Source organism: Candidatus Methylomirabilota bacterium, assembly GCA_035315345.1.
Lineage (GTDB): Bacteria > Methylomirabilota > Methylomirabilia > Rokubacteriales > CSP1-6 > CAMLFJ01.
Map to the genome: position 1 here is coordinate 1 of DATFYA010000180.1, position 20,551 is coordinate 20,551.

Below are 20,551 nucleotides of genomic sequence, written 5' to 3' on the forward strand. Positions count from 1 at the left end.
GAATCCTCTTGGGCGCACCATTTTCGAAGCGGCAGGTGGGCAGGAGCAGTTCCCGCTACGACGCGGGCCGTTAGCTCAGTTGGTAGAGCAGCTGACTCTTAATCAGCGGGTCCAAGGTTCGAGTCCTTGACGGCCCACCAAACACTGCAGGCGCTCCGGAGTCATCCGGAGCGCCTGTTTTGCTGCCCGCTCCGCATCATCGCCGCCGCGCTGCTGATAGCGGTCGCACTCCTGGTCGTCCCGCCGGCCGAGGCCAGGAGCGTCAGCGAGTGGGAAATCATGCCGCGGCGCGAAGCCACGGCATACGTGGTCGGCGTCATCGGCAAGATGGTCGCCGACCTCGCCCAGCCGAATCCGGCGCTCGCCGCCGCGCTGAAAGAGTTCTTCGTGCGACCGGCTCCAGCGAGAGACGTATCGGAAGGCCTATTGAAGTTCTACGTCGAAGTCAGCGCACTGGACATGCTCGCCGGGACCGGCACGCTCGATCCGGACAGGATTCAGGTCGAGGGCGTCATCGTCAAGCTGGTGAAGGACAAGTTCCCACCGCAGCAGTGGGGCCCGCGAACGCCCGCGCCGGGACCGGCGGTCGCCGGCATCAACGACGCCGAAGCAAGCGCAATGACCGCGCAGTGTGCCATGCTTGCGGCAGTCGCCGACCGACAGTTTCTGGCGAGCAGCGTCAAGGACTTCGAATTTAAGATTCCGGCTCAGCAGTCCCGGCACCTCGCGCGGCTCATCGCGAGAATGACGGAACAGGCGGATCCTCAGACCGCCGAATACGTCAGGCGATTTTTCGCGGCGGGCGGAGTAGAGCAGCTCACTGCCAAGGTGGCGGCACTGAACACGCTGGGCCAGCAGGGGAAAGTCGATCTGTCCAAGCTCCGGCTGTCGGCCGTCGCATGGGATGTCGTCATCGCCAACGTCGACAAGGACCTGGCGGCCGTCCTCCAGCGCCGGAAAGAGATCGACGATCGCGCCATCAAGCTGCACGATGGACGACGCGCGTATGTGGATGGAGACCGGTTCAGAGACGAGAATGGCAAGATTCTCCAGGGCCAGGACCATGCGGAAGCCCGGCAAAAGCTCCGCGAAATTCAGAAGGGCGCGCGGTGAGTCTCAGCGGACCGAGGACGTCAGCGGCCGCGTGGTCGCCGGATGCTCAGCTTTGCGCATGCGGTGGCGCAGCGTGCTGGGACGGAGACCAAGGCGCTCGGCGGCTTGTCCGTGCCCCTGGATGGTCCCGGCACAGCGCTCCCGCACACCGGTGAAGTGGCTCCGCTCGTCGAGCCCGCCGTCGGACGCGGGTGCGACCTGTTCGGCCATCATCGCTCCCGGTTCCGGCGACCCCCATTCATCCAAGGAAAGGGCGACACCATGAAGCGGATGGCAGCCTTCGCAGCGTTCGGCTTAGCGCTGGCCTTCACGGCGCCGACGGGATCGGCGCAGGAAAAGCTCGATCGCACGGTCCTGCCCATTCAGGAGCCCAAGCGAGCGACGTACACCGAGCTGGACGCGCGCCGAGCCAAGCCACCGGCCCGGTTCGAGGTCAAGGCGCCCAGGGGCGCCCCCAACGTCGTGATCGTGCTGATCGACGACATCGGCTTCGGCGGGCCCAGCACGTTCGGCGGTCCGATCCGCACGCCGACGTTCGACCAGCTCGCGGCGGGCGGCCTGCGCTTCAACAACTTCCACACCACGGCGCTCTGCTCGCCGACCCGGGTCGCGCTCAAGTCCGGCCGGAACCACCACACCGCCAACGCCGGCTCGATCATGGAGACGGCGACCGCGTTCCCGGGCAACACCGGGCAGATCCCGAACAGCGTGGCGCCCCTGGCCGAGATGCTGCGGCTCAACGGCTACAGCACCGGCGCCTTCGGCAAGTGGCACGAGACCGCGGCCTGGGAGACCAGCGTCTCCGGGCCGTTCGACCGGTGGCCCACCCACCAGGGCTTCGACAAGTTCTACGGCTTCATCGGCGGGGAGACCGACCAGTGGTATCCGCTCATCTACGACGGCGTGATCAAGGTCGATCCGCCGAGGATGGCAGACTACCACTTCACCGTCGACATGACGAACCAGGCGATCAACTGGGTGAAGGCCCAGCAGTCGATGACGCCCGACAAGCCGTTCTTCGTCTACTACGCGACCGGGGCGGTCCACGCGCCCCACCACGTGCCGAAGGAGTGGGCCGACAAGTACAAGGGCCAGTTCGATACGGGCTGGGACCAGATCCGCACCGAAACGATCGAGCGACAGAAGAAGCTCGGGGTGATTCCCGCCAATACCCAGCTGGCGGCCCGGCCGGACGACATCAAGGCGTGGGACTCGCTGCCCGCCGAGCAGCGGCGGCTCTTCGCCCGCCAGGCCGAGGTATTCGCCGGATTCCTGGAGCACACCGACGACCAGATCGGGCGCCTCAAGAAGGCCCTGGAGGATATCGGCGTGCTGGACAACACGCTCTTCATCTACATCGCCGGCGACAACGGGACGAGCGCCGAGGGCGGCTTCGTCGGGATGTACAACGAGATGACCTATTTCAACGGCGTGGCCGAGAAGGTCGAGGACCTCATCCCGCTCATCGACAAGTGGGGCGGGCCGGAGACCTTCCCGCACATGGCGGCGGGCTGGGCGGTGGCCTTCGACGCGCCCTTCAAGTGGACGAAGCAGGTGGCGTCCGACTTCGGCGGCACCCGCAATGGCGTGGCCATTCACTGGCCGAAGGGCATCAAGGACAAGGGCGGGCTGCGCAGCCAGTTCTCACACGTCATCGACATCGCGCCCACCATCCTGGAGGCCGTGGGTCTGCCGCAGCCCCGGATCGTCAACGGCACGCCGCAGACGCCCATCGAGGGCACGAGCATGCTGTACGCCTTCAACAACGCGAAGGCGCCGGAGCGACACACGACCCAGTACTTCGAGATGTTCGGCAATCGCGGCATCTATCACCAGGGCTGGATGGCGCGGACGATCCATCGCGCCGCGTGGCAGGTGACGAACCTGCCACCCCTGACGTCGGACGTGTGGGAGCTGTACGACGTCCGGAACGATTTCAGCCTCACCAGGAACCTCGCGGCCGCGCAGCCCGCAAAGCTGAAGGACATGCAGGCGCTGTTCATGAAGGAAGCCCGGAAGTACCATGTGCTGCCCATCGACGACCGGACCATCGAGCGCACGAACCCCACTCTCGCGGGCCGGCCGGACGTGATGGGCGCTCGCACCTCGCTCACGCTCTACGAGGGGATGCAGGGCATGCTCGAGAACACGTTCATGAACATCAAGAACCGGTCGAGCAAGATCACCGCCGACCTCGACATCCCCGCCGGGGGCGCCAACGGCGCGATCTTGTCCCAGGGCGGGCGCTTCGGCGGCTGGTCGCTCTACCTGAAGGACGGCAAGCCCGCCTACACCTATAACTTCCTCGGGCTCTCGCGCTACACCATCGTCGCACCGGACCCGCTGGCCACCGGCCCCGCCACCGTCACCCTGGACTTCGCCTACGACGGCGGCGGCGCGGGCAAGGGCGGCAAGGCCACGCTTTACGTGAACGGAAAGCCCGTCGCCGAGGGCCGCGTCGACACGACCCAGCCGAACATCTTCTCGGCGGACGAGACCGCCGACGTCGGCATCGACAACCAGACCCCGGTCGCCGAGGGCATCGGCATCGGCCCGGAGACCCGATTCACTGGCAGGATCAACAAGGTCACCCTGGAAGTGGGCAAGTAGGGTCGGCTTCGAGCATCATCGGCGGGCGGGGGACTCTCGTCATGGTCGCCTGCCCGCTCATCTTCACGGGCGACAAGGACATTCGGCTGGTCCCGCTCGAAAGCGAGCGGCCCGGAGGCCGGGCCTAGCGTCGAGCCCGCGGGCCGGTCCGCGCGCGGTGGCGGTGGTCAGGGCCGATCGTCCCGCGGTACTATTCGACGGAGCGATCCCGATGCAATCTGGCTCGAGCCGTCCGACGTAGGACACTGGAGGCGCCATGGAGCTCGATCCACGATCTGCCGAGCGACTTCCCTTCCATGATGCGGACGAGGCCGCCGGGGCTCACGCGGGCGAGATCGTGCCCGCCCGCGATGCGCAGACCCGGCATCTGCAGCGCGTTCCGCTGTTCAGCGGGTTCGACGAGGACGAGCTGGGTCGAGTCGCCGAGATCTCGAAGATCGTCGAGGCGCCGGAGGGAACCGTCATCACCCGCGTCGGCGACGCGGGGGACTCGTTCTTCGTCATCATCGACGGCATGGCGGCGGTGCGAACGCCGGTCGGCTCGGGCAACCAGCTCGGGCCGGGCGACTTCTTTGGCGAGATGAGCCTGCTCGATGGGGAGCCCCGATCGGCCACGATCGTGGCGGCCAGCGATATTCGGCTGCTCAGCGTCGATCGTTCCCATTTCTGGCAGCTACTGGACGCGAACCCCGAGCTGATCCGGCGCATCCTCACGGTCCTGTCACGTCGGGTGCGCCGCCTCGAGCAGACGGTCCACGCCATGCTCGATCGGACGGATCAAGCCTGACGCGACTCGCGGGCACCGGCTCGGACCGGGCCTGTCGCCGTCCGCCGGCCTCCAGCGCCCGATACCGCGCCGGGCTCACCCCGTAGGCGCGCTTGAACATGCGCGACAGATGCGCCTGGTCGGCGAAGCCCGCGGCCAGCGCCACCTCGGCCAGCGAGGCGTTCGGCGTCAGCGCCCTCCGGACGCGGTCGAGGCGCCGCATCAATGAGTAGCGGTAGGGGCTCGTGCCGAGCACGGCGCGGAACTGGCGGGCGAGGTCGTAGCGCGTGAGCCCGGTGATCGCCTCCAGCTCCGAAGACTGGACGACGCGGTCCGTCTCGGCGTCGAGGAAGCGGCGCGCTCGGTCGATCGCTCGGGTGGCGAGCCGGTCGACCGACCGGCGTTGCACGCCGGACGGGTCGGCGTCGAGGAGGGCCTCGGCGAGGGCCAGGACCAGGCCGTCCGTGGCCAGCGGCTCGGGGTCGAGGCCGAAGGCATCATCGATCGCGACCGCCAGCGCCGCGCTCGCCGTCACCGGCTCCGGCGCAAAGGGCAGGGGGCCGGAGTGCCCGCGGATCGCCCGCGCTGCCTCCGCAATGCGCGCCGGCGCGACGTAGATGATGCGATAGCCGAAGCCGTCCGCGGTGGCGGCGTGGCCGTCGTGGGTCTCGTCCGGGTGGAGCACGACCACCTGGCCGGGCGTGCTGATCCGGGCCGCGCCGCGATAGTCGAAGGCCTGGACGCCGACGTCGGTGAGGCCGATGGCGTAGGTGTCGTGGCGGTGGCGGTCGTAGCCGTGTCCGGCGAACCAGGCCTGGAGCAGCGCCACCCCCTCACCGAGCGCCCGGCTTCGGAGCCACCCTGGCTGGCCGGACGGGCCGGCGGTCCTGCACGATCGTTCAAGACCTGGCACCCTTCCGCCCCGTAGCCTCTTGGCCATGCGCACCGATCTCGCGGACAGGATGCCACCGAAGCGAACCCCTGCGCCCGGATGATGCGGGGGGGCGAGATGAGCCCGGAACAGGTGGTGGCGTTCCTCATCTTCTCGGTCGTGGCCGCGGGCACGCCGGGCCCGAGCAACCTGCTGCTGACCGCGACGGGGGCCAGGGTCGGGGTGCTCCGCGGGTTCCCCGCCCTGCTCGGGGTGAGCGTCGGCATGGGCGTGATGATGTTCGCGGTGGCCTTCGGCCTCGGCAGCGCGGTGGTGGCGAGCTCCACGGTATTGCGCGCGCTGAATTGGGTCGGCGCCGCCGTCCTGCTCGGGCTGGCCTGGAAGATCGCGACGGCGGAGGGTGGCGCCACCCCGGGCGCGGGGAAGCCGGTCGGCTTTACCGGGGCGGCGGCGTTCCAGTGGGTCAACCCCAAGTCGTGGCTGGTCTGCGCCAGCGCCGCCGGGACGTATCTGCACGCCGGATCCGGCAGCGCCTCGGCCCAGGCGACGGCGCTCGGTGGGCTGTTCGTGCTGGCCTCGCTGCCGTGCTGCTTCGTGTGGCTCGCGTTCGGAGCCAGCGTGCAATGGCTGCTTCGCACTCCGCGGGCCCATCGCGTCTTCAACATCGCCATGGGGGTGCTCCTGGCCGGCTCGGTGGTCATGATCCTGGTCCACTGATCCGAATCCCCCGGGTCGGATTCCGCTCCAAAGGGCTCCAAGGGGTATTGACAAGTCCGCTCGGCCCCTGTAGGTTGCGCCCCACTCTCGCGTCTTCCGAGCTGTCCGGCCCACGGGGGAACCAATGCCCGGTACGGGATCCCTGGACAACATTTCGGGACGGTCACGGGTCGAAGAGACCGACGCGCCGTCCTGCGCTCGTCGCGACGAGCGACCCGGCACCACCAGCCACGTCCCCGATCGAACCCACGTCGGCGGTCTCGCGTGCCGGTCCTGACGCTCGAGGGCGTCCACCTCCACTTCGGCGGGGTGACCGCCCTGGCCGGCGTCAGCCTGCAGGCGCATCCGCACGACTTCCTCGCCATCATCGGCCCCAACGGAGCGGGCAAGACCAGCATCTTCAACTGCATCAGCGGCATCTACACGCCCACCCAGGGGCGCATCTGGTTCGACGGGCAGGACATCACGACCATGAGCCCGCACCGCCGGGCCCGTCTCGGGATCGCCCGCACGTTCCAGAACATCGCGCTCTTCAAGGGTATGACCGTGCTGGACAACATCAAGATCGGCCGGCACATCCACCTCAAGTCGGGGGTGCTCGCCTCCGGGCTCTACTACGGCCGGGCCGCGCGCGAGGAGCGCGAGCATCGCGCGACCATCGAGCGGGAGATCATCGACCTGCTCGAGCTGCAGGACATCCGGCACAAGATCGTCGGCACGCTGCCCTATGGCCTGCAGAAGCGCGTGGAGCTGGCCCGGGCCCTCGCGCTCGATCCGACCCTCCTGCTGCTGGACGAGCCCACCGCGGGCATGAACGCGGAAGAGACCGAGGACATGGTGCGGTTCGTCCTCTACGTCAAGCAGGTCAAGCAGCTCGCAGTGGTGATGATCGAGCACGACATGGGCGTGGTCATGGACATCTCCGACCGCGTGGTGGTGCTGGACTTCGGCCAGAAGATCGCCGAGGGCACGCCGTCGAAGGTCCAGCAGGATCCGGCGGTGATCAAGGCGTACCTGGGCGAAGCGCTGGAGGCGGTGTAGGCCGATGGACGCGGCGACCGACCGCGCGCACGGCACGTTCCCGGGCCGGCTCGCCGAGCAAGCGCGGCGACGCCCCGGCAAGATCGCGCTGCGCGAAAAGAAATACGGCATCTGGCAGCAGGTGACGTGGAGCGAGTACGCGGCCCACGTCCGGGCGGTCGCCCTCGGGCTCGAGGACCTCGGGCTGCGGCGCGGCGACACGGTGGCGGTCGTCTGCGGCAACCGGCCGGCCTGGCTCTACGTTGAGCTGGCCACGCAGTCGATCGGCGCCATCCCGCTCGGCATCTACGTGGACGCGCTGCCGGATCAGCTGCGTCGGGTGCTGGAGCACAGCGAGGCGCGTGTCGTGCTGGCCGAGGACCAGGAGCAGGCCGACAAGGTCCTCGGGATCCGGGCGAGCCTGCCGCACCTGGCCAGCATCATCGTGGACGACATGCGCGGGCTCGAGCGCTACGACGATCCGATGCTCACGAGCCTCGAGGCGGTGCAGGGGCGGGGGCGCGCGCTCGACGCCGCGCAGCCGGGTCGGTACGAGCGGATGCTGGCCGGGGGGAAGCCCGGCGACGTGGCCCTGCTGTCCTACACGTCGGGAACGACCGGCAACGCGAAGGCGGCGATGATCAGCCACGCCAACCTCCTGGCCATGGCCCGGGGCATCACCCAGGTCGACCCGATGCGGGCCAGCGACGAGATCGTCTCCTTCCTGCCCTTCGCCTGGGTGGGCGAGCAGCTCATCAGCGTGGCGATGGCCCTGCACGTGGGCGCGACCGTGAACTTCCCGGAGGAGCCGGAGACGGTGCGCGAGGACCTGCGCGAGATCGGGCCGCACGTGATGATCGCGCCCCCCCGCTTCTGGGAGGCGATGTGCTCGGAGTACCAGGTCAAGATCGACGACGCGGGCTGGCTCAAGCGGCTGGCCAGCCGCGCCGCGCTGGCGCTGGGGGAACGGGCGGCCGCGCGCGAGTGCGCCGCATCCTCGCCGGGCCCGGTGGCGTGGGCGCAGCGGCGGCTCGCCTCGCTGCTCGCGTTCCGATCGCTGCTCGACAAGCTGGGGCTCTCGCGCATCCGGCGGGCCTACACCGGCGGGGCGCCGCTCGGGCCGGAGATCTTCGCGTTCTTCCGCGCCATCGGCCTGAACCTGAAGCAGGTCTACGGCCAGACCGAGACGTCCGGCATCTGCGTCGTCCACGCCGACGGCGACGTCCGCCCGGCCACGGTGGGCAAGCCCACGCCGGGCACGCAGGTGCGCATCGCCGAGAGCGGCGAGATCCTCGTCTCGGGGGAGTCCGTCTTCGTCGGCTACTACAAGAACCCCGAGGCCACCGCGCGCGCGATGGAGGACGGCTGGCTCCGCACCGGGGACGCCGGCTTCCTCGACGACAACGGTCACCTGGTGATGATCGACCGGGTGACCGATGTGTTGAAGACCGCGGACGGCTCCCGCTTCTCGCCGGCTCTCATCGAGAACAAGCTCAAGTACAGCCCCCACATCCGCGAGGCGGTGGTGGTCGGCGAGGAGCGTCCCTACGTGGTGGCGTTGATCCAGATCGACATGGGCAACGTCGGCAACTGGGCCGAGGCGCGACGTCTGCCGTTCACCACCTTCAAGGACCTCTCCGGCAAGGCGCAGGTGGTGGCCCTGATCGGCGAAGCGGTCGCCCGGGTGAACGAAGGGCTGCCCGAGGCCGCGCGCATCCGCGAGTTCGCGCTGTTCGACAAGGAGCTGGACGCCGACGACGACGAGCTGACCCGGACCAACAAGGTTCGGCGCGCCACCATCCTGGCCAAGTACGGCCACCTGATCGAGCGGCTCTACGCGGGGGCGCGGTCGACCGAGATCCTGGCGAGGGGCTGAGGACGCGTCATGGGCGAGCACGTGGTCTTCATGCTGCAGCTGATCATCACCGGCATCGCGGTGGGCGGGGTGTACTCGCTGATGGCGCTGGGCTTTGTCCTGATCTTCAAGGCCTCCGCGGTGGTGAACTTCGGTCCCGGAGAGCTGGTGCTGTTCGGCGCCTACGTGTCGTGGGCCACCATCCTCCCCATGAAGCTGCCGCTCTACGTGGCGCTGCCGATCACCCTCGGGGTGGCCATCCTGCTGGGGCTCGTGATCGAGCGGGGCGTGCTGCGCCCGCTGATCGGCGAGCCGATCATCTCGGTGATCATGGTCACCTTCGGGGTGGCCAGCGTGATCCGCGGCGTGCTGAACATGACGTGGGGCAGCGACACCCGGCCGTTCCCGGTGCTGTTCTCGCAGGAGCCCTTCCACCTGGGGCCGGTGCCGGTGTCGCCGGTACACCTGTGGAGCTTCGTCGGGGTACTGGTGCTGCTGGCCGGCTTCTCCATCTTCTTCAAGTACTCGCTCACCGGCATGGCCATGCGGGCCACCGCGGACAACCAGCAGGTGGCCCAGTCGCTCGGGGTCAGCGTCAAGCGCGTGTTCGCCCTCTCCTGGTGCGTGGCCACCGTGGTGTCCACCCTGGGCGGGATCATTCTCGGCAGCGTGCGCGGGGGCGTCGACTTCTCCCTCGCCGACCTGGGCCTCAAGGTGTTCCCGGTGGTGATCCTGGGCGGCCTCGACAGCGTGGCCGGGGCGATCATCGGCGGCGTGCTGATCGGCGTGCTGGAGAACCTCTCGGGCGGCTACCTGGATCCGGTGCTGGGCGGCGGCGTGAAGGAGGTGGCGCCCTTCGTGGTCCTGGTGATCATCCTGATGCTGCGCCCGTACGGGCTCTTCGGGAAGGTCGAGATCGAGCGCGTCTGATGCAGTGCGGGGGCTTCCGCATCTCGTATCGCGGCGACGAGCGCATCTTCGACACCGCGGTGCCGATCGTCGGCATCGTGCTGGTGCTCGCGGTGCTCGCGGTGGTGCCCTACCACGCCACCACCTACTGGCTCGACGTCATGAACCGCATCGGCATCGCGATCATCGGAGCGATCGGGTTGAACATCCTGGTCGGCTACACCGGGCAGATCTCGATCGGCCACGCCGCGTTCCTGGCCGTGGGCGCCTACGCCACCGCGATCCTCGAGATCAACGCCGGGCTGCCCTTCTACCTGGCGATCCCTCTGGCCGCCCTGATCACGGCCGGGTTCGGCCTCATCTTCGGCATCCCGTCGCTGCGGCTGAAGGGCCTCTACCTCGCCATCGCGACCCTCGCCGCCCACTTCATCGCCACCTACGGCATCATCCACTGGGAGCGGCTGACCAACGGGGTGCTGGGGCTGATGGTCCCCACCGCCACCGTGTTCGGGATCCCGCTGGATTCCGACGCCCGCGTCTTCTACCTGATCTTCGCCCTGGTGATCCCCGCGACGTTCTTCGCGAAGAACCTGTTCCGGACCCGGGTCGGCCGCGCCTTCATCGCCATCCGGGACCGCGACGTGGCGGCCGGGGTCATGGGGGTCAGCCTGTACCGGTACAAGCTGCTCGCCTTCGTGATCAGCTCGGCCTACGCGGGCGTGGCGGGCGGCCTGATGGCTCACCACTCGCGCATCATCTTCCCGGACGCGTTCAGCCTGCTGGTGGCCATCGACTACCTGGCCATGATCATCATCGGGGGGCTGGGCAGCATCCTCGGCTGCATCTTCGGCGCGATCTTCATGACCCTGCTCCCCGAGGTGCTCAAGCTGGGCGCCACCTCGCTGACCGGGGTGTACCCGAACGCCTTCGGCGTGATCGCCTCCGCCCGGGACATCGTGTTCGGCTTCGCGGTGATCTTCTTCCTCATGTACGAGCCCCTGGGGCTCGCGCGCATCTGGGTGAGGATCCGCAGCTACTGGAAGCTCTGGCCGTATGCGTACTGAGCCCAAAGGAGAAGCCCCATGAGCCACATGCGAGACCTGTTCATCCGGTTCGTTCTCGTCGGCCTGTTCGTGATCGCGCTCGGCGCCCCGCCGGGCGAGACGCAGGGGGTCATCAAGATCGGCAATCTGGTCGACCTCACCGGGCCCACTTCCGATCAGGGCAAGGACATCGCCCAGGGGCGGATCGACGCCGTCCAGTACTTCAACGACCAGGGCGGAGTCAACGGCAAGAAGCTCGAGCTCGTCAGCGTGGAGTACGGCTACCAGCCGCCGCGGGCGGTGGCCGCCTACAAGCGCTTCGTCGAGACCGACAAGGTGCTGCTGGTGCTGGGCTACGGCACGCCCGACACCGAGGCCCTGCGCCCCTACATCACCAAGGACAAGATCCCGTATCTCTCCGGCTCGTACTCGGGGCACCTCACCGATCCGCGGCAGACCCCGTACAACTTCCCGGGCGGCATCGACTACACGAGCCAGATCCGCATCTTCATCAACTATGTGAAGGAGCAGTGGACCGACAAGAGCCGCAAGCCCCGCGTCGCGTTCATCTACGCCGACAACGGCTACGGCCGGGCCCCCATCGAGGCCGGCCGCGCCTACGCCAAGGAGGCGGGCGTCGACCTCGTGGACGAGGAGATCATCCCGACCGTCCTGACCGACGCGACCTCGCAGCTCCTGACCATGCAGAAGAAGGACCCCGACTACGCTTACATCAACACCAACACCCAGTGGGTGCCGGTGGTGCTGAAGGACTCCTACAAGCTCGGCATCAAGACCAAGTACGTGGTCAACAACTACGGCCTCGACGAGCGGACGCCGAAGCTGGCCGGCGACGCGGCGGAGGGCGTGATCGGCATCCAGGACGTCGCCTACTGGGGCGAGAACGTGCCGGGCATGAAGACCCTGACCGAGTTCCACCAGAAGCACCACGGCGGCGATGTGCACGCCTCGCCCTACATGCGGGGCTGGCTGTGGGTCATCATGTCGGTCGAGGCGATCAAGCGGGCCGGGGACAACCCGACCGGCGAGTCGGTCAAGAAGGCGTTCGAGAGCATGAAGGACTTCGACACCTGGGGCATCACCCCGCCGTTCACCTACACCAACGAGGACCATCGCCCCACCAACCGCGGGCGCCTCGTGCAGATCAAGGGCGGCAAGGTCGTGCAGCTCAAGGAGGTGTCGGTCGACCGCGACATGAAGTGGATCGGGAAGTAGATGCTGCGTCTCAACAACGTCCAGGTCATCTACAGCGACGTCATCCTGGTGCTGAAGGGCCTGTCGCTGGAGGTGCCGGACGGGCAGATCGTGGCCCTGCTCGGCGCCAACGGAGCGGGCAAGACGACGACGCTGAAGGCGATCTCGGGCTTGCTCAAGACCGAGGACGGCGCGGTCACCGACGGCAGCATCGAGTTCATGGGCAAGCGGATCGACGGGCGGGATCCCGAGGTGATCTGCCGGCAGGGCATCGTGCAGGTGATGGAGGGGCGCAAGGTCCTCGAGTCCATGACCGTCGAGGAGAACCTGCGCATCGGCGGCTACTCGCGGCGGGATCCCGACGGCGTCCGCCGCGACATGACGATGATCTACGAGTACTTTCCGCGCCTGATCGAGCGCCGGGAGCAGCTGGCCGGCTATCTCTCGGGCGGCGAGCAGCAGATGCTGGTGATCGGGCGCGCGCTGATGGCCAAGCCGCGCCTGCTCCTGCTGGACGAGCCCTCGCTCGGCCTGGCCCCGCTGCTGGTGAAGGAGATCTTCGCGATCATCCAGAAGATCAATCAGGAGCGCGGGACCACCTTCCTGCTCGTCGAGCAGAACGCCCAGATCGCCCTCGGCATCGCCGACTACGGCTACATCATGGAGAACGGTCGGGTCGTCCTGGACGGCCCGGCCGACAAGCTCCGCGGCAACGACGACGTCCGCGAATTCTACCTGGGCCTCAGCGAGGCCGGCCGCCGCAAGAGCTTCCGCGAGGTGAAGTTCTACAAGCGCCGCAAACGCTGGGTGTTCTGACGCGACCCCGCATCTGGCCGAGCGATAAGCACAGGCGCCGGCCCCGAGGCGGGTGTCCCTACGCGGTGGTCAAAGCCGCGCGCCGCCGGTGAGTTGATCATGTGATTGATCAGATTTGACCACCCTCCCCCTCCCTGGATGTGGCTGATTTGTCGAAGTATCTCCCCGGGCACACACCTTGCGATGACCACCTCGTGAAGTCGACGAAATCAACCGAGGAGGCGGACATGGCAAGGCTCAGGGGGCTGATGGCGCTGATGACGTTCACGCTCGGCCTGTTCACGCCGGTCGGGCTATCCGGGGTCCTCGCGGCCGACATCGACCCGCCCCAGGCGCCGTGGGGGGACGGCCCGGACGCAACGCAGCGCGGCGAAGATCCGCTGCAGGCCCCCCGGGAGCAGGCGCGATGAGATACGCGGCGACCACGGCGGCGGCCCTGCTGGGCGGCTTCCTGGGCCTCGTGCAGGGCGGGTACTGGTGCGAGCGCCTGTGCGACGCGCTCGAGACCTACTGGGCGCATCGCCAAGCTCCCTCGGGCGGGTCCGGCGCGTGAGCGAGGCCAAGGTGAGCACGCTGCGGCCCGTCGTCCTGATCCTGACCGGCTCATCCCGGAAGAGCCGGGAGGATGTCGTCGCCGCTCATGAAGATGGGCTGCGCTTCCTCCTGCTGATCCCGGGGGTCGCGCTGGTGATGGCCGCGGCGCTGATCATCGCGCTCTCGCTGATCACGGGATCGCCGGTCCCGGTGCCCGACGCGGGCCCCTCCGAGCGTGCGCTCGAGGTCTGGACGAGCTCGCCGGTGATCGAGGAGCAGGCGGGGGACGAGACCACGAGGAGACCACGGTGAACTGCTCGCGCTGCCACGCGTCGAATCGCGATGGCCTGAGATTCTGCGAATCGTGCGGCGCCCCGCTGGCCGACCGGTGCCCGCAGTGCGCCGCGCCGATCGTCGGCGACGCCCGCTTCTGCGGCGTCTGTGGCGCCTCGTTCGCTCCGGCCGGCCCCGAGCGATTCGAGTCGCCCGCCGCGTACACCCCGGCGTATCTCGCCGACCGCATCCTCAACTCGCGCAGCGCCATGGAAGGCGAGCGCAAGCAGGTGACGGTGCTCTTCTGCGACTTCACCGACTCGACCGCGCTGGCCGAGCGCATCGGCCCCGAGGCGATGCACCGGCTGCTCGACGAGTTCTTCGAGCTCGCGCTCGGCGAGGTGCACCGCTACGAGGGCACCATCAACCAGTTCCTCGGCGACGGGTTCATGGCCCTCTTCGGCGCGCCCCTGGCCCGCGAGGATCACGCGCGCCGCGGCGTGCTCGCCGCGCTCGGGCTGCGGTCGGTCCTGCGCGAGCGCGCGCTCGGCGCGCCGCACCGCCGGCTCGATCTCGACGTGCGCATGGGCATCAACACCGGGCTGGTGGTCGTCGGCAAGATCGGCCACAACCTGCGGATGGACTACACCGCGGTCGGCGACACCACGCACGTCGCCCACCGGCTCGAGCAGATGGCCGAGCCCGGCACCATCCTGATCACCGGGGCCACCCACCGGCTGGTGCGCGGCTACGTGCGCGTGGAGGACCTGGGCGCCCAGGCGCTCAAGGGCAAGGCCGAGCCGGTGCCGGTCTACCGCGTGCTCGGACCGGGCGCGCGCCGCTCTCGCCTGGAAGGGCCGGATCGGGCGCACAAGCTCACGCGCTTCGTCGGGCGCGAGCGCGAGCTCGACACCCTGCAGGGCCTCCTCGCGCGGGTCGAGGCAGGAGAGGGACAAGTCGTCACCATCGTGGGCGAGTCCGGCGTCGGCAAATCGCGGCTCTTCCACGAGTTCCGGCAGCGGCAGCGTGGGCGCTCGGTCACGTTCCTGGAGGGCCGGTGCCTCTCGTACGGACGGCGGATCCCGTACCTGCCGGTCCTCGACATCCTGCGGCAGGGCTGCGGCATCGCGGAGACGGACAGCCCCGAGGCCATCGGCCAGAAAGTGGACTGGGCCCTCGGCGACATCGGGGTGGACGCCGCCGACGCCGCGCCGTACCTCCTCCACCTGCTCGGCGTCACGAACGGGACCGAGGCGCTCGCCGCCCTGAGCCCGCAGGCCATCAAGAGCCGGACCGCGGACGTGCTGCGCCGGCTCGTGCTCAAGGAGAGCCGGCGGCAGCCGCTGGTGATCCTGGTGGAGGACGTGCACTGGGTGGACCGGACCTCGGAGGAGTACGCGACCACGCTGATCGACGCGCTCGTCGACGCGCCGCTGCTGATGGTGCTGACGCACCGGCCGGGCTACGACCCGGGCTGGCTGAAGAAGCCGTACGTCACCCGGCTCGCGCTCTCCCAGCTCTCGGACGGGGAGAGCCTCGCGGTGCTCCAGGCCATCGTCGAGCCCGGCGGAGTCCATGAATCGGTGACGCGCTCGATCCTCGCCAAGGCCGAGGGCAACCCGCTCTTCCTGGAGGAGCTGAGCCGGGCCGCGTTCGAGCGCGACGGGCTCGGGACCGACGATGCGCTCCCCGCGACCATCCACGATCTGCTCAGCGCGCGCATCGACAGCCTGAGCCAGCCGGCCCGACGCGTCGTCCAGGCCGCGGCGGTGCTCGGGCGCGAGGTCTCCCATCGCCTGCTGGAGGCGGTGGCCGACCAGCCGGAGTCGCTCGCCGAGACGGTGCGCGAGCTGACCCGCCGCGAGATGCTCTACGAGCACCCGCGCGTGGCCGACCGCGTGTACGTGTTCCGGCACGCGCTGGTCCAGGAGGTGGCCTACTCCACGCTGCTCGAGCAGCGGCGCGCCGCGCTGCACGGCCGCGCGGCGCGGGCGCTGGAAACGCTCTACGACCGCCGGACCGACGAGGTCGTCGAGCTGCTCGCCCACCACTTCGGGCGCAGCGGAGATGCCGAGAAGGCGGTGGACTACGCGATCCTGGCCGGCGAGAAGGCCCAGCGCCGCTGGGCCAACGCGGAAGGGCTCGCCCACTTCGGGGCCGCGCTCTCGCGGCTGGACGCGTTGCCCGAGAGCGCGGCGAACTCGCTGCGGCGGATCGACGCGGTGCTGCGACAGGGCGAGGTGCGCTTCGCGGTTGGCCAGCACGTGGAGCAGCGCACGCTGCTCGAGCAGATCGGACCGCTGGTCGAGCGCGCCGCCGATCCCCCGCGCCGCGCGGCGTGGCACTACTGGACCGGGTTCCTGCACACCCTGACCGGCGGGCGGCCCGAGCTCGTCATCGACCACTGCGAGCGGGCGGTCGCGATCGCGGAGAGCGGCGGGCTGATCGAGCTGGGCGCCTTCGCGGAGTCCTGCCTGGCGCAGGTCTACGTCTTCGCGGGCGAGCTGCGCCTGGCCGTGGAGACCGGCGAGCGGGCGCTGCGCACGTTCGAGACGCTGGGGAACCGCTGGTGGGCCGGGCGAACCCTGTCGCACCTGGCCGCCGCCGCGAACGCGCTGGGCCAGTGGGACCGCGCGTTCGGCTACTGCCACCGCGCGCTGGGCCACGGCCTGGCGGTGGACGATCTGCGCCTGAAGGTCTCGGCACTCCTTCGCCTCGGCCTCACCCACATCCAGAAGGGGGAGGTGGCCGAGGGGCTGCAGCGCTGCGAGGAGGCGCAGGCGCTCGCGCCCACGCCGTACGACGCGGCAGCCCTCCGTGGCATTCGCGCCTACGGGCTGGCCATGGTCGGGCGCGTGGCCGAGGCCATCGCGGAGCTCACCGAGGTGCTGGACTGGTACGCCCGCTCCAACCTGCACTTCACCCGCTACCAGTTCATGCTCCTGCTCGGCGAGGCGCACCTGCGCGGGGGCGCGCTGGAGTCGGCCCGGAAGGCCGCGGAGGAGGTGCTGGTCGCGAGCGCCGAGATGGGCTATCGGCACCTGGAGGCGATCGCCCGGCGCCTGCTCGCGGAGTCGCTGCTGGCGCTGGATCCCCCCGCGGCGGAACGACATCTGCGTGACGCGGTCGAGGCGTTCCGGCGCAGCGGGGCGCGCAGCCACCTCGCCCGATCGCTGATCGCCCAGGCCGCCCTGTGCCACCGGCGGGGCGAGGAGGCGAGGGCCATCGCGGCCCTCGAGGAGGGCGTGACCATCTTCCGGGAGATTGGGACGCTCGACCACTCGGCGCGAGTGCGCGATGCGCTCGCCATGCTCGACGCGGGCTCCGCCGCGGCCGGGCATGCCTATCACCACTAGTCACCATCGAGGAGGATTCGCATGGCGTCCCAGGCAATCCTGGCCAAGTTGACCGGCATCAACAAATCACTCCGGAGTCTGGACGCGACGCTCAAGCAGGTGCTGGAGAAGCTCGACGCAAAAGGCAAGCAAGGCAAGTAACCGAGCCCGAAAGGAGACGCGATGGACCTCGAAGATCTGATCGCGGCAGCCAATCCGTACCTGCCCAGCGGGGGCTCTCCGACCTACGAGAACCCCATCATCATCGAGCAGCAGCTGGACGTCGGGGGCTGGAACTTCAAGGGGGTGCCCCATCACATCGAGAAGGCGATCCGGATCCCGTACACGTACTACGACGATCACGGAGTGCAGATCCGCGACTACCTGCTGATCGGCTACGAAGGCGGCGGCGCCTACTAGCCTCTGCCGGGCACTCCCGGCGCGTCGGGTCCGGAGGCTTCGGGGCCCGGCAGATCGGGAGTGCCCGGCCGGGTGGGATCAGCGCTCACTCGAAGAGGGCGTCCCACGTGGGCACGCGGCGTCCCTGCCAGGTCGGGCCCTCGCGCACGAAGCGCCACTCCGGGTTCCGCTTCACGTCGCGCAGCGCCGCGCAGACCTGGTGGAAGACCGGGACCGCGTCGTCGGCGCACTCGAAGTAGGTGAGGAAGTCGTACTGCCCGGCGGCCGGCGGCTGCGTCTCGCTCTTGTAGGTGCGCCGCAGCAGGCACGCGATGCCGGCCTCGGTGGCCAGCGCGTGGCCCTCGTTGACCATGCGGCCGGCGTCGTCGTAGCGGGGCAGAAAGTAGGTGTGGCGCTCCATCCAGCTCTTGCTCCACCACTCGGGCGTCTTGCTCATGGGCACGAAGAAGGCGTTCGGCATCGCCGGGCCCGGCTGCTGCACGACCTGGCGGCCGTAGGCCCAGTTGGCCATCGCGGCGCCGGTGTAGTTGCGCGGGCGGATCACGCCCCGGAGGATCTTCAGATGCGCCACGTCGTTCAGGGCCTTCGCCGCCGCGTCGCAGAGCGCGGTGACCGACTCCGCCCGCTTCGAGCAGACGTGGATCAGCCACCGCGCCCGCGCGACGTCGTCGTCCGCGATGTCGGCCGGGATGGCCCGCTCGGCGCGGACGAAGGCGAACGATTCGCGCTCGGCGGGCGCCGCCGCCTCCCACTCGTTCCGCAGCCCGAGCCGCTCGGCGGTCTTCGTGATGGCGGCGCCGGCGCGCCGGACGTCGCGGTCGCCCGCGGGCCGCGCGCAGATGTACGCGCCGTATCCCAGGATCTCCTCCGACAGGAACTCGTCGCCGCTGGCCATGGTGTCCTCCTCCGAGGTCCGAGCGTAGGGCCAACCGCCCGATGTGTCCAATGCATAGACCGTCTGGCCGGTGGAGATGACCGAGGCCGAGATCAGGCCGGCGCCGGCGGCCACGGAATCTTCATCGAGTCGAGCCGCCGCAGCCGGTCCTGGCCGAGTCCGCGGTCCCACACGTCGGCGAGCTGCTCGGCGGTCCACGCCCCCGGGGCGCTGACCGTGCGGATCGGCGCGGGATGGGAGTACACGCTCACCTCGGGGCCCCGCACCCCGATCACCTGGCCGGTGATGTGCCGCGCGCGATCGCTGGCCAGGAACGTGACGACCGGGGCGATGGCCTCGGGGGGCGTGGCGGTGGCCGCCGAGCGTCGCTCGCCGGGCAGGCGCTGGGTCATGCGGGTGTCCGCGGTGGGGGAGATGGCATTGCAGCGCACACCGTACTTCGCCATGGCCAGCGCGGTCGAGCGCGTGAGGCCGACGATGCCTTCCTTGGCCGCCGAGTAGTTGGGCTGGCCGGGGCTGCCCTCGAGCCCGGCGGTGGAGGTGAAGGTGACGATGCTGCCGGCCTTCTGCTCGCGCATGTGGCGGGTGGCGGGCTGCATCACGGTGAAGTGGCCCTTGAGGTGCACCGCGATGACCGCGTCCCACTCCTCCTCGGTCATGTTGAAGATCATCCGCTCGCGCAGGATACCCGCGCAGCACACCAGCACGTGGAGGTCGCCGAACTCCTGGAGCGCCAGATCGACCACCGCGCGGCCGCCCGCCATGGTCGCCACGCTGTCCGGAGCGGCCACCGCCCGGCCGCCCGCCCGGCGGATCTCGGCCACCACCGCGTTGGCCGGCTCGCTCGAGGGATCGAGGCCGTCGACGCCCACGCCGTAGTCGTTGACCACGACGCGGGCGCCCGCGGCGGCGAGGCCGATCGAGACCGCCCGGCCGATGCCCGTGCCGCCGCCCGTCACCACCGCCACCTTGCCGTCGAGCAGTGCCATTTGCATGTCTCCCCGCGCTGCCGTATCGTCGGCGCGTTTCACGCCGACCGCCGCCGATCCTGCGCGACGCCGGTCGTCCAGTCAAGGCCGGCAGGACTCATCGGACCAGGGAGGATCGGATGGCGAAGACGCGCGGCACCGGGCTCTTGATGCTGTGGACCGACGTGGACCCGCAGTACGAGGCGGAGTTCAACCGCTGGTACGACGAGGAGCACCTCGATCGGCTGCTGAAGGTGCCCGGCTTCCTCGGCGCATCGCGCTACGAGGCCCTGCGGGGAGGCCCCAAGTATCTCGCCATGTACGAGCTGGAGGACGTGAGCGTGCTCCGCACCGCCGCCTTCCTCGACGAGGTACGCTTCCGCCCCTCCGCGCGGCGGCAGCAGTCATCGGGCGGCCACGTCGGCCGCAACTATCTGCTGAACGGCTACCGGCAGATCTTCCCCGCGCGCACGAACCCGGTGGAGCTGACCGTGGGGCCTTCGCCCTATCTGCAGATGGGGCGCATGGACATCCCCGCCCACATGGAGGAGGAGTGGAACGACTGGTACAACTGGGTCTACGTCCCCGACTACCTCACGGTGCCGGGCGTGATCCGGGCCCGCCGCTTCCTGGCCGTCGACGGGCAGCCGAAGTACCTCACGGTCTACGAGTTCGAGCGGCCCGACGTGCCGGAGAGCGAGCCCTGGAATCGTGTCCGCGACGCCAACCCGTGGACGCGTCGCGTGCGGCACCACATGCGCCTCGACGCCGGCTCCCCCGCGGTGTTCAAGCGGGTCAATCCAAAGATCGGGTCGAAGGCCGGCGCATGATCAAGCGTGTCTCCCTGCTGACCCGCAAGGACGACATGACCCGCGAGCAATTCACCCGTCACTGGCTCGAGATCCACGCGCCGCTGGCCCGCCCGGTGCCGGGCCTCACGCGCTACGTGCAGTCGCACATCGTCGAGGAGTTCCGGCGCGCCGACATTCCCACCTCCGCGGTGCAGGTCGACGGCATCGCCGAGCTGTGGTTCGAGGACCGCGCGAGCATGGAGCGGGCGCTGGCCTCGCCCCAGATGGCCGCCCTGCACGCCGACGGCGCGTTGTTCATCGGGGCCAACAAGACCTTCGTGGTCGAGGAGAAGGTGATCATCGGCTAGCCGGCGTGGAC

General features: G+C 69.4%; 20 protein-coding genes and 1 tRNA gene. 18 read left to right on the forward strand and 3 right to left on the reverse strand.

The annotated features are described in order from the left end of the window. Positions 1 to 64 precede the first annotated feature (64 nt). From VKN16_22955 to VKN16_22970, 4 genes are all read left to right on the forward strand, one after another. Positions 65 to 140: transfer RNA gene (locus VKN16_22955), tRNA-Lys, on the forward strand. Beyond that, positions 127 to 1,113: a hypothetical protein gene (locus tag VKN16_22960; protein HME97072.1), complete on the forward strand. Its 987-nt coding sequence runs from the start codon at positions 127 to 129 to the stop codon at positions 1,111 to 1,113. Before VKN16_22955 ends, VKN16_22960 begins: the two co-directional genes overlap by 14 nt. A 270-nt stretch (positions 1,114 to 1,383) precedes the next feature. After that, positions 1,384 to 3,723 (forward strand): arylsulfatase, encoded by a 2,340-nt coding sequence (locus VKN16_22965; GenBank protein HME97073.1) that lies wholly within the window; start codon positions 1,384 to 1,386, stop codon positions 3,721 to 3,723. Positions 3,724 to 3,979: 256 nt separating this feature from the next. Further along, on the forward strand, positions 3,980 to 4,510 hold the full coding sequence (locus VKN16_22970) for a cyclic nucleotide-binding domain-containing protein (protein HME97074.1): 531 nt from the start codon (positions 3,980 to 3,982) through the stop codon (positions 4,508 to 4,510). On the opposite strand, the gene VKN16_22975 is transcribed toward VKN16_22970, so the two are convergent. Next, positions 4,434 to 5,318, reverse strand: a complete 885-nt coding sequence (locus tag VKN16_22975; protein ID HME97075.1) for an AraC family transcriptional regulator — start codon at positions 5,316 to 5,318, stop codon at positions 4,434 to 4,436. The genes VKN16_22970 and VKN16_22975 overlap by 77 nt on opposite strands. A gap of 180 nt (positions 5,319 to 5,498) precedes the next feature. Here VKN16_22975 and VKN16_22980 point away from each other — a divergent pair, with 180 nt between their 5' ends. The 12 genes from VKN16_22980 to VKN16_23035 all read left to right on the forward strand — a co-directional run bounded on the left by VKN16_22980 (position 5,499) and on the right by VKN16_23035 (position 17,518). Continuing rightward, positions 5,499 to 6,098, forward strand: a complete 600-nt coding sequence (locus VKN16_22980; protein ID HME97076.1) for a LysE family translocator — start codon at positions 5,499 to 5,501, stop codon at positions 6,096 to 6,098. 264 nt (positions 6,099 to 6,362) lie between these two features. Then, positions 6,363 to 7,139 carry an ABC transporter ATP-binding protein gene (locus VKN16_22985; GenBank protein ID HME97077.1) on the forward strand — a complete coding sequence of 259 codons (777 nt, stop codon included), beginning with the start codon at positions 6,363 to 6,365 and terminating at the stop codon, positions 7,137 to 7,139. A 4-nt stretch (positions 7,140 to 7,143) separates the two neighbouring features. Then, the gene (locus VKN16_22990) at positions 7,144 to 8,994 is read left to right on the forward strand and encodes an AMP-binding protein (GenBank protein HME97078.1); all 1,851 of its coding nucleotides are present in this window, start codon (positions 7,144 to 7,146) and stop codon (positions 8,992 to 8,994) included. Positions 8,995 to 9,015: 21 nt separating this feature from the next. Further along, entirely contained in the window at positions 9,016 to 9,903 is an 888-nt protein-coding gene (locus VKN16_22995) for a branched-chain amino acid ABC transporter permease (protein ID HME97079.1), read from the forward strand. Then, entirely contained in the window at positions 9,903 to 10,946 is a 1,044-nt protein-coding gene (locus tag VKN16_23000; protein HME97080.1) for a branched-chain amino acid ABC transporter permease, read from the forward strand. The genes VKN16_22995 and VKN16_23000 overlap by 1 nt, the downstream gene beginning before the upstream one ends. Positions 10,947 to 10,964: 18 nt before the next feature. After that, positions 10,965 to 12,161, forward strand: a complete 1,197-nt coding sequence (locus VKN16_23005; protein HME97081.1) for an ABC transporter substrate-binding protein — start codon at positions 10,965 to 10,967, stop codon at positions 12,159 to 12,161. Next, positions 12,162 to 12,956 (forward strand): ABC transporter ATP-binding protein, encoded by a 795-nt coding sequence (locus tag VKN16_23010; protein ID HME97082.1) that lies wholly within the window; start codon positions 12,162 to 12,164, stop codon positions 12,954 to 12,956. Positions 12,957 to 13,183: 227 nt separating this feature from the next. Next, positions 13,184 to 13,366, forward strand: coding sequence for a hypothetical protein (locus tag VKN16_23015; protein HME97083.1), 183 nt, complete (start codon positions 13,184 to 13,186; stop codon positions 13,364 to 13,366). Continuing rightward, entirely contained in the window at positions 13,363 to 13,509 is a 147-nt protein-coding gene (locus VKN16_23020; GenBank protein ID HME97084.1) for a hypothetical protein, read from the forward strand. Before VKN16_23015 ends, VKN16_23020 begins: the two co-directional genes overlap by 4 nt. Beyond that, on the forward strand, positions 13,506 to 13,802 hold the full coding sequence (locus VKN16_23025) for a hypothetical protein (protein HME97085.1): 297 nt from the start codon (positions 13,506 to 13,508) through the stop codon (positions 13,800 to 13,802). Before VKN16_23020 ends, VKN16_23025 begins: the two co-directional genes overlap by 4 nt. Next, a complete protein-coding gene (locus VKN16_23030) occupies positions 13,799 to 17,119 on the forward strand; it encodes an AAA family ATPase (GenBank protein HME97086.1) in 3,321 nt (1,106 codons plus the stop codon). Before VKN16_23025 ends, VKN16_23030 begins: the two co-directional genes overlap by 4 nt. Positions 17,120 to 17,281: 162 nt before the next feature. Then, positions 17,282 to 17,518, forward strand: coding sequence for a hypothetical protein (locus VKN16_23035; protein ID HME97087.1), 237 nt, complete (start codon positions 17,282 to 17,284; stop codon positions 17,516 to 17,518). 85 nt (positions 17,519 to 17,603) lie between these two features. On the opposite strand, the gene VKN16_23040 is transcribed toward VKN16_23035, so the two are convergent. Continuing rightward, positions 17,604 to 18,413, reverse strand: coding sequence for a hypothetical protein (locus VKN16_23040; protein ID HME97088.1), 810 nt, complete (start codon positions 18,411 to 18,413; stop codon positions 17,604 to 17,606). 92 nt (positions 18,414 to 18,505) lie between these two features. Then, positions 18,506 to 19,402: an SDR family NAD(P)-dependent oxidoreductase gene (locus VKN16_23045; protein ID HME97089.1), complete on the reverse strand. Its 897-nt coding sequence runs from the start codon at positions 19,400 to 19,402 to the stop codon at positions 18,506 to 18,508. 119 nt (positions 19,403 to 19,521) lie between these two features. Between VKN16_23045 and VKN16_23050 the strand changes: the two genes are divergently transcribed. Continuing rightward, positions 19,522 to 20,211: a hypothetical protein gene (locus tag VKN16_23050; protein ID HME97090.1), complete on the forward strand. Its 690-nt coding sequence runs from the start codon at positions 19,522 to 19,524 to the stop codon at positions 20,209 to 20,211. Beyond that, positions 20,208 to 20,540, forward strand: coding sequence for an EthD family reductase (locus VKN16_23055; GenBank protein ID HME97091.1), 333 nt, complete (start codon positions 20,208 to 20,210; stop codon positions 20,538 to 20,540). The genes VKN16_23050 and VKN16_23055 overlap by 4 nt, the downstream gene beginning before the upstream one ends. Positions 20,541 to 20,551 lie beyond the last annotated feature (11 nt).